General features: G+C 40.9%; 13 protein-coding genes, 1 tRNA gene, 1 rRNA gene, 1 other RNA gene and 1 other annotated feature. Of the genes, 12 read left to right on the forward strand and 4 right to left on the reverse strand.

Annotated elements, in window-relative coordinates; translation table 11 throughout:
* Positions 1–140: 140 nt before the first annotated feature.
* Positions 141–1,106 carry a YaaC family protein gene (locus ACIQXU_RS20580; RefSeq protein ID WP_402992093.1) on the reverse strand — a complete coding sequence of 322 codons (966 nt, stop codon included), beginning with the start codon at positions 1,104–1,106 and terminating at the stop codon, positions 141–143.
* Positions 1,107–1,218: 112 nt separating this feature from the next.
* Here ACIQXU_RS20580 and guaB point away from each other — a divergent pair, with 112 nt between their 5' ends.
* The 4 genes from guaB to ACIQXU_RS20600 all read left to right on the forward strand — a co-directional run bounded on the left by guaB (position 1,219) and on the right by ACIQXU_RS20600 (position 6,032).
* A complete protein-coding gene (gene guaB / locus ACIQXU_RS20585; protein WP_402992095.1) occupies positions 1,219–2,682 on the forward strand; it encodes an IMP dehydrogenase in 1,464 nt (487 codons plus the stop codon).
* A gap of 173 nt (positions 2,683–2,855) precedes the next feature.
* On the forward strand, positions 2,856–4,172 hold the full coding sequence (locus ACIQXU_RS20590; protein WP_402992097.1) for a D-alanyl-D-alanine carboxypeptidase family protein: 1,317 nt from the start codon (positions 2,856–2,858) through the stop codon (positions 4,170–4,172).
* A 67-nt stretch (positions 4,173–4,239) separates the two neighbouring features.
* Positions 4,240–4,467 (forward strand) — a binding site (T-box leader).
* A 62-nt stretch (positions 4,468–4,529) separates the two neighbouring features.
* Positions 4,530–5,810 carry a serine--tRNA ligase gene (gene serS, locus ACIQXU_RS20595; protein WP_402992099.1) on the forward strand — a complete coding sequence of 427 codons (1,281 nt, stop codon included), beginning with the start codon at positions 4,530–4,532 and terminating at the stop codon, positions 5,808–5,810.
* 129 nt (positions 5,811–5,939) lie between these two features.
* Positions 5,940–6,032, forward strand: a tRNA-Ser gene (locus ACIQXU_RS20600).
* Positions 6,033–6,153: 121 nt separating this feature from the next.
* Here ACIQXU_RS20600 and ACIQXU_RS20605 read toward each other — a convergent pair.
* The 3 genes from ACIQXU_RS20605 to ACIQXU_RS20615 all read right to left on the reverse strand — a co-directional run bounded on the left by ACIQXU_RS20605 (position 6,154) and on the right by ACIQXU_RS20615 (position 8,164).
* Complete coding sequence (locus tag ACIQXU_RS20605) at positions 6,154–6,825, reverse strand: deoxynucleoside kinase (protein ID WP_402876127.1); 672 nt, start codon at positions 6,823–6,825, stop codon at positions 6,154–6,156.
* The gene (locus ACIQXU_RS20610) at positions 6,812–7,462 is read right to left on the reverse strand and encodes a deoxynucleoside kinase (RefSeq protein WP_402959836.1); all 651 of its coding nucleotides are present in this window, start codon (positions 7,460–7,462) and stop codon (positions 6,812–6,814) included. The genes ACIQXU_RS20605 and ACIQXU_RS20610 overlap by 14 nt, the downstream gene beginning before the upstream one ends.
* 153 nt (positions 7,463–7,615) lie before the next feature.
* The gene (locus ACIQXU_RS20615) at positions 7,616–8,164 is read right to left on the reverse strand and encodes a cysteine hydrolase family protein (RefSeq protein WP_402959835.1); all 549 of its coding nucleotides are present in this window, start codon (positions 8,162–8,164) and stop codon (positions 7,616–7,618) included.
* A 137-nt stretch (positions 8,165–8,301) separates the two neighbouring features.
* On the opposite strand from ACIQXU_RS20615, the gene tadA reads away from it, so the two are divergent.
* The 8 genes from tadA to ACIQXU_RS20655 form a co-directional block, all read left to right on the forward strand.
* Positions 8,302–8,808, forward strand: a complete 507-nt coding sequence (gene tadA, locus ACIQXU_RS20620) for a tRNA adenosine(34) deaminase TadA (protein WP_402992101.1) — start codon at positions 8,302–8,304, stop codon at positions 8,806–8,808.
* Between the two features lie 142 nt (positions 8,809–8,950).
* Positions 8,951–9,215, forward strand: an RNA gene (gene ffs / locus ACIQXU_RS20625) — signal recognition particle sRNA large type.
* A 163-nt stretch (positions 9,216–9,378) separates the two neighbouring features.
* Positions 9,379–11,067 carry a DNA polymerase III subunit gamma/tau gene (dnaX, locus tag ACIQXU_RS20630; protein ID WP_402992103.1) on the forward strand — a complete coding sequence of 563 codons (1,689 nt, stop codon included), beginning with the start codon at positions 9,379–9,381 and terminating at the stop codon, positions 11,065–11,067.
* Positions 11,068–11,088: 21 nt separating this feature from the next.
* Positions 11,089–11,406: a YbaB/EbfC family nucleoid-associated protein gene (locus tag ACIQXU_RS20635; protein WP_402992105.1), complete on the forward strand. Its 318-nt coding sequence runs from the start codon at positions 11,089–11,091 to the stop codon at positions 11,404–11,406.
* A gap of 60 nt (positions 11,407–11,466) precedes the next feature.
* The gene (gene recR, locus ACIQXU_RS20640) at positions 11,467–12,063 is read left to right on the forward strand and encodes a recombination mediator RecR (protein ID WP_402876135.1); all 597 of its coding nucleotides are present in this window, start codon (positions 11,467–11,469) and stop codon (positions 12,061–12,063) included.
* Positions 12,064–12,083: 20 nt separating this feature from the next.
* Positions 12,084–12,302, forward strand: a complete 219-nt coding sequence (locus ACIQXU_RS20645) for a YaaL family protein (RefSeq protein ID WP_402959830.1) — start codon at positions 12,084–12,086, stop codon at positions 12,300–12,302.
* A gap of 102 nt (positions 12,303–12,404) precedes the next feature.
* Positions 12,405–12,674: a pro-sigmaK processing inhibitor BofA family protein gene (locus tag ACIQXU_RS20650; protein WP_402876139.1), complete on the forward strand. Its 270-nt coding sequence runs from the start codon at positions 12,405–12,407 to the stop codon at positions 12,672–12,674.
* 363 nt (positions 12,675–13,037) lie between these two features.
* Positions 13,038–13,102 (forward strand): 16S ribosomal RNA (locus tag ACIQXU_RS20655); the annotation flags it as partial.

The following is a 13,102-nucleotide window of genomic DNA, read 5'->3' on the forward strand; positions in this document are numbered from 1 at the left end:
CGCCGATGGTAGTTGGGGGTTTCCCCCTGTGAGAGTAGGACGCCGCCAAGCCATTTCAAAGGTCAGCCATTAGGCTTGGCCTTTTTTTGTGTGCAAAAAAGGGGTGTATGCCCCTAGTGACTTATGATCTTTCAGGAATTTCACCGACCAAGACTTCCAGGTTTAAGCCATTCGAAGACTAACAAAGGTATCTTGGCTTGGCTTATTTTAAGGAACTGTACAATAGAGGGGTAATCATCATTCGGCATCGTTTTCAGGAGTTCTGCCCACCATTCTGTTTCATAACGAGCTATTATACTAAGGTTGTATGAGATTAAATAATGAATCAGGAGTTCAGGTAGTGAAAAAGCCGATGAATTCTTATTGAGTGATAGCATAAAAAGTTCAGCCTCCATATTGAATCGCATAGGAGATGGCCCATTCATATCGAGTGGCCCATCTACTTTTAATGATAGCTTCCCCTTCATCTCTTTCAAGTCAGTTACTTCTTTCGTTTTACCCTTCATGAATTCGAAGAAACGGTCGGCCGTCATTTGGTAGCTATCGAGTATAGAAGAAGGTAGTTCAAAACCATCATGGATATAAACGGGCGTGATGAAATTTGTTTTGGAATGGGTCCACGCAATCGATTGCAATTCAGGAATTTCTGCCAATAAGGATTCCATCGAAAACTTCTCCCCTTCCAAATGTTTAATATGGAATAAGTTTTCGGCAACCGAAGTGAAAAGTCCATTCTTCTGTGTTTTTACTTCATCCTTTAAAAAATCATATTGCTGTTTTTTTCTTTTCCTTGTCGTGACTCCATGGGCAAGTAAAGAGGTAGACTCCGGATAGTTAGGATTAACGGTAAGGAGGCAGGCTTTTAATAAATGGGTAAACCCATAAAAGGATAAGATTGGTTGTATGCAAAGAGGTGCTTTGGCTGATTGGTTATAGTAGATTTTAGAGTGCTCAATATAGTAAATGAATGGGTAACAGTTTTCATAACTTTTTTTTTCGGCATCTTCTATTTTTCCTTGCGTATAACGTTTTTGTAAAAAAAGTTGAGAAGAAGTAGCCGAAAAAAAGGGGGTGAATTTATCGAAATTATCATTGTTTTCAGGCATAATGAGTACTCCTTTTAATTAATAGAATAATCAAACATTTCATTCTTATCTTGACAGTAGTATAACCAATTGATAACCTACAAATAATATTTTTAAGTAGGAGGGGAAAAAAATGTGGGAAAATAAATTTGCAAAAGAGGGTTTAACTTTTGATGATGTCCTATTAATACCGGCAAAATCAGAGGTTTTACCGAAAGATGTTAATCTTCAGGTCAATCTAGCAGAAAATTTAAGGCTTAACCTTCCTATCATCAGTGCAGGAATGGATACCGTAACAGAAGCTGAAATGGCAATTGCGATGGCCCGTCAAGGTGGATTAGGTATCATTCATAAAAATATGTCGATTGAGGCTCAAGCTGAACTGGTTGATAAAGTAAAACGGTCAGAAAGTGGTGTCATTACGGATCCATTTTTCTTGACGCCCGATCATCAAGTGTTTGACGCAGAGCATTTAATGGGTAAATACCGGATCTCAGGTGTTCCTGTCGTTAATAATGAAGAGGAACAAAAGCTCGTTGGTATCATTACAAACCGTGACTTGCGATTTATTTCCGATTTCTCCTTGAAAATTTCCAGTGTAATGACTGTGGAGAATCTTGTGACGGCCCCGGTTGGCACAAACTTGGAACAAGCTGAAAAGATTCTTCAAAAGTATAAAATTGAAAAACTACCTCTTGTAAATGATCAAGGCGTATTAAAGGGCCTTATTACTATTAAAGATATTGAAAAAGTCATCGAGTTTCCTAATTCCGCTAAAGATAAGCAAGGTAGACTACTTGCAGGTGCAGCGGTGGGAGTAACAAAAGACACAATGAAACGTGTAGAAATGCTAGTGAAGTCTCAAGTAGATGCTATTGTACTAGATACGGCACATGGTCACTCTGCTGGGGTCCTTAACGTAGTAAAAGATATCCGTGAGGCTTATCCTAATTTAACAATCATCGCAGGAAACGTTGCCACTGCCGAAGGAACGAAAGCTTTAATCGAGGCAGGAGCCGATGTTGTTAAAGTGGGAATCGGACCAGGTTCAATTTGTACTACTCGGGTGGTTGCTGGTGTGGGTGTCCCACAAATCACCGCTGTTTACGATTGTGCTACAGAAGCAAGAAAGCATGGTAAAACGATTATTGCAGATGGAGGAATTAAATACTCGGGCGATATCGTCAAGGCACTTGCTGCAGGTGGTCATGCCGTTATGCTAGGTAGCATGTTAGCCGGAACAACTGAGAGCCCTGGAGAAACGGAAATTTTCCAAGGACGCCGTTTCAAAGTGTATCGGGGAATGGGTTCCGTTGCTGCTATGGAAAAGGGTTCTAAAGATCGGTATTTCCAAGAAGATAATAAGAAATTCGTGCCAGAAGGAATTGAAGGCAGACTTCCTTATAAAGGGCCACTATCAGAAACCATCTATCAGTTAATTGGTGGAATCCGGTCCGGTATGGGTTATTGCGGAACTGGTTCATTAGAAGAGTTGAGAGAAAATGCTCAGTTTGTTAAGATGACGGGTGCTGGATTAAGAGAAAGTCATCCACATGATGTACAAATTACCAAAGAAGCTCCCAATTACTCTATGTAATCAAATTAACATATGATTGTCATAAAAATTTATTGTAAAAATAGACAGGGTCTTCGATTACTCTGTCTATTTTTTTTATTTTTTCTGTGATAAACTAGACAAAGTGTCAAGGGGATTACATAGAATTCTTTGTATTCTATAGAGATAAGCTTAATAGTTGGAGGTATTGGAAATTGAAAAAAATCAGCAAGATTACTCTCGTTTTCACTTTTGTCTTTGTTCTTGTTATGTCACAATTTGCCTATCAACCACAGAAGGCTCAAGCTGAAACTGATTTAGGCTTAAAGGCAGAGGCTGCCATCATCATTGATGGAGTAACAGGGCAAATCGTCTATGAAAAGAATGCCGATAAAGTTTTAGGCATTGCTTCTATGTCAAAAATGATGACAGAGTATATCATCATGGAAGCGATTAAAAATGGGAAAATCACTTGGGATCAAAAGGTTAAAATAAATAAGTATGTTCACGATCTTTCAAAGGCACCGAACTTGTCGAATATTGGCTTAACTGAAGGGGAAGATTATACAGTTAAGGAACTATACCAAGCTATGGCTGTCTATTCAGGAAATGCTGCAACAGTAGCTCTTGCGCAGCTAATTTCTGGCAGTGAAAAGAATTTCGTGAAATTGATGAATGAAAAAGCTGGTAAGTTAGGACTGAAGCATTATAAATTCGTTAACGCGAGTGGTTTAAATAACTCGGATCTTTTAGGGGAATACCCTACTGGTAAGGCTGATGAAGAGAACGTCATGACGGCTAAGGATACGGCACTTCTTGCTTATCGTCTAATTAACGACTATCCGGAAGTATTAGATTATGCCAGTATTTCTAAGCTGAAGTTCCGAGATGGAAAAGAGTATTCTAATTTCAACTGGATGTTACCTGGTCTAATTTTTGAATATGAGGGTGTAGATGGACTTAAAACAGGTTCTACAGACTACGCTGGTTACGCTCATACGGGCACAGTCATCCGAGATGGGCAGCGTTATATAACCGTAGTGATGAAATCCACTACTAAAAACGAACGTTTTGCCGATAGCACTAAGCTGATGAATTATGCATACAGTACATTTAAAAAAGAAAAAGTCCTTCCTGCTAATTACGAAGTAAAAGGTAACAAGAGCCTGGCTGTCGTGAAAGGGAAGGAAGACAGCATTAAAGTTCAATCTAAGAAAGCGATTGAAATGCTAGTCGAAAACGGCGAAAAAGATCAATATAATACTAAAGTTGTAGTTGATAAAAGCAAGTTGAATAAAGATGGTAAGTTAACGGCCCCAATCAAAAAAGGGGAGAAGCTGGGTTATATCGCTGTAACTCCTAAGCAGGGTGAAGATTATGGATTTATTAACAGTGATATAGCGAAAGTCGATTTAGTGGCTGCTGAAACTGTTGATAAAGCTAACTGGTTCGTATTATCAATGCGAGCAATCGGTGGATTCTTCGGTGATGTATGGAGCAGTGTGGCCTCTACGGTTAAAGGCTGGTTTTAATTTTCGTGTATAAAATGGTTGCGTAATGTGTAAAATTATAGTACATTATGGAAAACAATTTGATTTCGAGAAAACCATGACAGGAAAAAGTAATAAGTGCTTCTTTCTTAAGAGAGCCGGTGGCTGGTGCAAATCGGTGTGAGAGTCTTATGAATCCCTCCTGGAGTAAAGTATGGAACGCCTTTACTAGGTTAGTAATTACTTTCGGCTAAAAGCCGTTATCGTGATAAGTGGAAGGTGTTTTTTCGTACACCTTTAACTAGGGTGGCAACGCGGGTTAACTCTCGTCCCTTCTTCAGGGGACGGGAGTTTTTTGCGTTCTCGAGTAAAATCATCAGTAAATAAGGAGGAAATGTAATGTTGGACTTGAAATACGTAAGAAATAACTTTGAAGAGTTAAAGAATGTTTTGCAATTCAGGGGAGAAGATTTGACCGATTTAGGTAAATTCGAGGAACTTGATGTTAAACGCCGTTCTTTAATTGCGGATACCGAAAAGTTAAAAAGTAAACGAAATGAAGTATCTCAACAGGTAGCCATTTTAAAACGGGAGAAGAAAGATGCAGACCAACTGATTACGGAGATGCGTCAGGTTGGCGATCAAATAAAGGGGTATGACGAAGAACTACGTGAAGTAGAAGCGCAATTAGCGAAGTTGCTCCTTTCTATACCGAATATTCCACATGAAAGTGTTCCAGTAGGAGAAACGGAAGACGATAACGTGGAAATTCGCAAATGGGGTGAATTGCCGGAATTCACATTCGAACCTAAGCCCCATTGGGATGTGGCTGGTGATCTAGGAATACTGGACTTCGAAAGAGCTGCGAAAGTGACGGGTAGTCGTTTTGTCTTTTATAGAGGTCTTGGTGCCCGTTTGGAACGTGCATTGATTAGCTTTATGCTGGATTTACATGTCGAAGAACATGGATATGAGGAAATGCTGCCTCCTTATATGGTCAATCGTGCAAGCATGACAGGTACAGGACAGCTGCCTAAGTTCGAGGAAGACGCATTCAGAATTGAAAGCGAGGATTATTTCTTGATTCCTACTGCGGAAGTACCGGTTACCAACTTCCATCGTGATGAAATCTTGAGTGCCGATGATCTGCCAATCAGCTATGCGGCATATAGTGCATCTTTCCGTTCAGAAGCAGGTTCTGCAGGCCGGGATACACGCGGGTTAATTCGCCAGCATCAATTCAACAAAGTGGAATTAGTGAAATTCGTGAAGCCGGAAGATTCATACGCAGAATTAGAAAAGCTTACAGGTCATGCCGAGAAAGTTCTTCAATTACTTGGATTGCCTTACCGAGTCCTGAGTATGTGTACGGGTGATCTTGGATTTACTGCTGCTAAAAAATATGACCTTGAAGTATGGATTCCAAGCTATGGAACCTACCGGGAAATCTCATCATGCAGTAACTTTGAGGCATTCCAGGCTAGACGGGCCAATATCCGTTTCCGTCGTGAGGCGAAAGGCAAACCGGAACACGTTCATACATTGAATGGATCAGGTCTTGCCATTGGACGGACAGTAGCCGCTCTTTTGGAAAACTATCAACAGGAAGACGGCACGGTCATCATCCCTGAAGTATTACGCCCATATATGCGTGGTGCGGAAGTCATCAAGCCAAAATAATGTTTAAAATCATAGTGTGGACCAGACCCCGAAAAGGGTAATCTGGTCCACTAATAATTATTTTAAAAAAGTGTTCTAAGAGTGCTTGACTTCTTTTGTGAATCGGTGTAATATAATAAATGTTGATACGGAGGTATACCCAAGTTCGGCTGAAGGGATCGGTCTTGAAAACCGACAGGGGAGTCAAATCCCGCGGGGGTTCGAATCCCTCTACCTCCTCCATAACTTATTAATAACCACAGCGCATAAATTGGATATCGTTGTCCCGTTACAGAAATGTAACGGGATTTTTGTTTTCTGATATAACAAAAAAACCATTGGCAACAACGCCAATGGTTTTTCTTTATTTATTACGTAGTAAACGGGTTTGTTCCATGTATTCAGCAATCCGTTTTATAAGAGGTTCGATGCTAGCTTCATCGTGCATAAGATCATATTCATTAATGTTTAAACGAAGGACCGGACAGGCATTGAATTGATTGATCCATTCCTCGTAACGATTGTGCATTTCCTGCCAATATTCAATCGGTGTATGCTGTTCCATCGGACGTCCACGTACTTGGATTCGATTAAGGATATCATCGATTGAACCCTCAAGATAGATGACCAAATCGGGGTGGGGGAAGTAAGGTGTCAGCACCATGGCGTTGAACAGGCTGGTATACGTTTCGTAGTCCACTTCATTCATAGTGCCTTTTTCATAGTGCATTTTCGCAAAAATCCCCGTATCTTCATAAATGGATCGGTCCTGAATGAAGCCGCCGCCATACTCGAAAATCTTTTTCTGCTCTTTAAACCGTTCAGCGAGGAAATAGATTTGCAGGTGGAAACTCCAACGATCAAAATCATCATAGAATTTATCAAGATAAGGGTTGGCATCCACCTTTTCAAAAGATGTCCTGAATTGCAGGGCATCCGCCAAGGCGTTCGTCATCGTCGATTTACCTACGCCAACCGTACCGGCTATTGTAATGACAGCATTGTTCGGGATATTATACTTTTTACGCAAGTTCATGTGGTACTACTCCTTTTTGCAGGGCATTCTCTATTTGGTTAATCATCATATTTAGATCGTTCTTGTTCCCGACGAAGTCTAAATCATCCCCATTAAATGTGAGGACGGGTATGTCTGGGTGCTTTTGCTCGAACGTTTCCATGAATATTTGATAATCTGAGGATAGCTGTTGTAGGTAACTAGGACTGATATTTTTTTCGAATTCACGCCCTCTTTTGCTAATTCGAGTTAAGAGTGTGTCTAAACTAGCATTCAAATAAATGACCATATTTGGCTTCGGCATGTCTCGAGTTAAAATATTAAATATTTCAATGTATTTATTGTACTGTTCGTCCTTTAACGTTCGTTCTGCAAAAATCAAATTCTTGAATATATGATAATCAGCCACCACGGCTTGTTCATTGGTGAGAAACTTGGTTTCGATATCTTCTAATTGCTTATAACGGTTACATAGAAAAAACATCTCTGTTTGAAAGCTCCACTCATCGATATTATCGTAAAATTTCCCGAGAAATGGATTTTCATCAACGATTTCTTTCAATAAAGAAATGTTGAAGTGATCAGAAATTACTTTTGCAAGCGATGTTTTTCCCACACCAATTGGTCCTTCGACAGTGATAAATGGGATGGTTTTCATCCATTCTGTCCTCCTTCAATGAGGTATCGGACTGAAACTTCCAGTTTGTTATGTTTTTCAGCCAAAAGATATTGTAACACAACTGGGAGGATTCTGTGGTATTTTGTTGGTTCCAAATTGTAGAGAATGACTGGTAAGCACGAAGGAAAATACTCAAAAATCCAATGAACTTTTCTTTGTAGAAGCTTTAAGGACGTGGTTCATCATGGTCAGTGCATAATAGTTATCATCCTTTGAGGCAGAAGCGATACAATCTTCAGGAACCCATAATTCATATTCTCTCATATAAGCATCGTTGGCTGTGAAAAGGACACAGATGTTACCGGCAATCCCTGTGAGGATCAAACGTTTTACATGAAGTTGATGGAGAAGCGTGTTCAGCGCCGTTCCATAAAAAGCGGAATGCTTCGGTTTGATTAAGAAGAACTCATCTTGCTCTGGTTTGATTCTTTCTATTAGATTAGCATTTCTTTCATTTTTGCAGGTCTCGATGATTTTATTGTAATCGGCCTGCCATAACTTATAGTGATCGTTAATATAAATGATTGGATAGCCATTTTCTTTCATATATCTTTTTAATTCTATTATCGGTTTCATGATAGCTTTAGTATGTTGAAGGAGCATATCACCATTATCGAAATTAAAGTCATTGATCATATCGATAATCAGTAGGGCGATTGAAGGGGAATCAGGTCGGTTCATGTAGTATCCTCCTTAAGTATGCAAAATTACTTGCGACAGGTAGCTGCTTACGGTACTATTCATTAGAATAAGTAGTTGACCTTTATTTTGTCTTATATTTGTCTATTTACTCCTACTTAGTAAAAGGGGGTTTTTTCATGAAAGATGATATATATTATATGAATGTAGCCTTGGGTGAAGCCGAGAAAGCGCGTCAACTGAATGAAGTACCAATCGGGGCCGTAATAGTTATAGAAGACCGGATCGTTGCGAGAGGTCACAATTTACGGGAAACCGACCAAAACGCGATAGCCCATGCGGAGCTGCTTGCCATCAATGAAGCGTGTGTGGAACTTGGTAGTTGGAGACTTGAAGAGGCGACGCTTTATGTCACACTGGAGCCGTGCCCGATGTGTGCTGGCGCAATTCTGCAGTCAAGGGTGAAACGGGTCGTATTTGGTGCCCATGATCCAAAAGCAGGCTGTGCGGGAACCTTTATGGACTTACTTCAAGATCAGCGGTTCAATCATCAATGTGAGGTTACGAGCGGTGTGCTCGAAGAAGAGTGTGGCGGGATTTTAACAGCTTTCTTTAAACAACTGAGGAATCGAAAGAAAGCGCTGAAGCAAAAGAAAAGGGAAGAAAGCCAGGTAACAGAAAATTAATGACGTGAAACTAAGAGTCAGTTTTTCACCCCCTAAAAAATGGAGCATTGCCATTCCATGCCCAACACTTGCGTTTTTTTTATAACCTTAGTATAATAAGATATGCGTCGTAGTGACGCTATGAATATTGGTCTCACATTTGCCGTGCTAGACGGGGAGGTAGCGGTGCCCTGTACTCGCAATCCGCTCTAGCGAGGTTGAATTCCTTCTCGAGGTTAGCATTCTGTAGGGTCTGCCTTAAGTAAGTGGTGTTGACGCCCGGGTCCTGCGCAATGGGTCTCCATGAACCATGTCAGGTCCGGAAGGAAGCAGCATTAAGTGGAAGTTCTCATGTGCCGCAGGGTTGCCTGGGCTGAGCTAACTGCTTAAGTAACGCTTATGGTTGCTAATCGACGGAAGGTGCACGGCAGTTATTTTACATAATCAAAAAACTCATTCGTAAAGGGTGGGTTTTTTTGCGCGTTAAGAAGGTAATTCGGTTCATCGGAGCATTTTTCTTTAATGGATTTTGAAATTAAGGAAACCAGTACGGTATAATAGAAATGATGGAGAAAATAAGGAGGGATTTCCGTGGGGTATCAGGCATTATACCGAGTGTGGCGGCCACAACAGTTCATTGATGTTGTTGGACAGGGGCATGTGACGAAAACGTTGCAGAATGCTCTTGTCGGGCAAAAAGTTTCCCATGCCTATTTATTCTCGGGACCGCGTGGGACAGGGAAAACGAGTGCGGCCAAAATACTTGCAAAAGCAGTTAACTGCGAACATGCGCCTACAAGTGAACCCTGTAACGAATGTGCTACTTGCCGCGGAATCACCGATGGCTCCATATCAGATGTTATTGAAATAGATGCAGCATCCAATAATGGCGTCGAAGAAATCCGTGACATTCGTGATAAGGTCAAATATGCACCGAATGCGGTTACATATAAAGTTTATATTATTGATGAGGTACACATGCTTTCGCAGGGGGCGTTTAATGCCTTATTAAAAACATTGGAAGAACCACCAAAGCACGTCATTTTCATATTGGCGACGACTGAACCTCATAAAATTCCATTAACGATCATTTCCCGCTGTCAGCGATTTGATTTTAAAAGAATACAACCACAGGACATTGTCGGACGGATGTCACAAATCATCGCCGAGAGTGGGATTTCCTGTGATGAGCAGGCTCTTCACATCATTGCCAGAGCAGCCGAGGGCGGGATGCGTGATGCGCTTAGTCTACTTGACCAGGCCATTTCATTCAGTTCCGAAACGGTATCGGTGGAAGATGCTTTAACGGTAACGGGCTCCGTGTCTCAATCATTCTTAAGTAGATTGGCGAAAGCAATATACGATAAGGAAGTTGCCGTGGCTCTTGAAGTCCTTGATGAATTATTGGCTATGGGAAAAGACCCAGCCCGCTTCATTGAAGATATGATTTATTATTTCCGTGACATGCTTCTGTTCCAGGCTGCCCCATCTCTTGCAGAATCCTTTGAAAGGGTGTTGATTGACCCGCAATTCAAGGAGTTGGCAGAAGTGATCCCTTCTAAATCGATCTATTCGATTATTGAAAGTTTCAACCAAACGCAACAAGATATGAGGTGGACGAACCATCCCCGTATATTCCTGGAAGTTTCCTTGGTGAAGCTATGTAATGAGCAAAAGCCTAATGAAATGGATAACGGGAAGGTCCAACAATTGCTTCAAAAGATAGAAGCGTTGGAAAAACAAATGATGGATTTACAGCAAAATGGAATTGCTGCCGTTGTTTCTGAAAAACCGGCGGAACAGGCAAAACCCCAACGGTCGATGAAAAAGGCTTACAAGGCGCCGACGGGAAAGATAAACCAAGTATTGAAGCAAGCTACGAAACCTAATTTACAGGGTGTAAAGAGTAAATGGGGGGAAGTGCTTGAACATTTAGGGCAGCAAAACCAAAAGTCACTCGCGGCTCTGTTGACGGAAGCGGAACCTGTTGCTGCGTCTACGGAAGCTTTTGTGGTAAAATTCAAATATGATATTCATTGCCAAATGGCGATGGAAAATAACCGTTTCATAGAAGTGATCGCCTCTATCATGCAGCAATTAACTGGTCATCGTATGGAGATAGCCGGAGTTCCGGAGAGTCAGTGGCAGAAGTTGCGGGAGGATTTTATTTCAACACAACAGTTTGAAGGCCCAGAAGAAACGGAATCAAAAGAAGAAGACCCTTTCATAGCCGAAGCAAGAAAGTTAGTCGGAGATGATTTGCTCGAAATTAAAGAATAATTGGAGGTAGGAAAAATGGGTATGCGTGGCGGTAATATGCAAAATATGATGAAACAAATGCAAAAAATGCAAAAGAAAATGGCAGAGGCACAAGAAGAGTTAGGTGAAAAGAAGATTGAAGGAACAGCTGGTGGCGGCATGGTAACGGTTGTCGTAACCGGACATAAGGAAATCGTAGATGTCATTATCAAACCGGAAGTCGTTGACCCGGATGATATCGATATGCTGCAAGATCTAGTGTTGGCTGCTACCAATGATGCTTTGAAAAAGGCTGAAGAACTAACAAGCCAAACGATGGGACAATTCACCAAGGGAATGAACCTTCCAGGCATGTTTTAAGCAAGTTTAAAAGAAACTTCCTTTCAAGGGGGTTTCTTTTGAAATTTTAGGAGGAATTTGATGCATTATCCAGAACCGATTTCCAAGCTTATTGATAGCTTTATGAAATTGCCGGGGATAGGGCCGAAAACTGCGGCTCGATTAGCCTTTCATGTACTGAGCATGAAAGAAGATACTGTTTTGGATTTTGCGAAAGCGTTGGTGAATGCAAAGCGAAATCTCATGTACTGTACAGTATGCGGGCACATAACGGATCAGGATCCTTGCTATATTTGCGAGGATCAAAGAAGAGATAGGGACTTGATATGTGTCGTGCAGGACCCTAAGGATGTCATAGCCATGGAAAAGATGAGGGAATTCAATGGCCTGTATCATGTATTGCATGGCAGTATTTCGCCAATGGACGGTATTGGTCCGGAAGATATAAATATTCCTGATTTATTGAAGCGACTTCAAGATGAAACGGTACAGGAGGTCATATTGGCCACGAATCCTAATATCGAAGGAGAAGCGACGGCCATGTACATTTCCCGGTTGCTTAAACCATCGGGAATTAAAGTGACGCGGATTGCTCACGGGCTTCCAGTTGGAGGGGACTTGGAGTATGCAGATGAAGTGACTCTATCAAAAGCAATAGAAGGAAGAAGAGAAATATAAGATAGTTTGGAGGACTCCGCGTGTTCTTTCGTAAAAAAAAACAGCTTCGAAACGAATATAATGAGGCGTTGATAGGGGAACTTGAACAGTTGAAAAGGAATTGGCATAACCAAAAATCCTTACTTGAAAAAAGTGTAGACCCATCTGTAGAAGTAATCGCACAAACGAGGTTAGCGGAAGTGAAGTATTTCTACTTATTTAGAGAAGTGAAAAGAAGAAATGTCCGCATACAAAGATGATAGACCGTGGTTATAAGGGGTTTCCTTTATAACCATTTTTTTGGGCCGGTTCTTTATCTATATCATCCAACATATAAGTGTAATACAAGCTTGTGGGGAGGTATGAGATTGGAACCAATTGTTTTTGTGGCTGTAATTGGCGGTTTGATTCTTGTTCTTTTAATTATTGGAGCACCATTGAAACCCATTCGATTTATAGGACAAGGCATTATAAAAGTCATCATTGGGGCAGCTTTTTTATTCTTCCTTAATATGCTGGGTAATCAAGCGGGTATTCATGTCCCGATCAATTTAGTGACCTCTGCGGTTGCTGGACTGCTTGGGATACCGGGAGTTGCTGCTCTAGCGGCTATCGGATACTGGATAGTATAGAAGTGAAAGCGGAAGGTGTTGAAAAAGCTTCAAGGAAAACTCCTTGAAGCTTCTATTGATTTAACGAAAGTGGAGGCAAGCCATGTATTTTTTATAAAATAGTAAAATATCTATTGACGGAAATAAAACAACCTGATAATATATTAGGAGTCGCAACAATGACAAACAAATTAATAAACATTCAATCAACAAAACAACATAAATAAATGTTGACAAGAGCTTGGATGCATGGTAAGATAATAAAGTCGCTTACGAGGTAAGTGATTGAATAATTGCTCTTTGAAAACTGAACAAAACAAAGCGCCAACGTAAATTTTGAGTGAGCACACACTGTAAAAAAGCAAAATGAGCAAGTCAAACATTTCTTCGGAGAGTTTGATCCTGGCTCAGGACGAACGCTGGCGGCGTGCCTAATACATGCAAGTCGA

Origin of the sequence: Peribacillus sp. NPDC097284 (genome assembly GCF_044761765.1) — a bacterium.
In the GTDB taxonomy this organism is placed as follows: domain Bacteria; phylum Bacillota; class Bacilli; order Bacillales; family DSM-1321; genus Peribacillus.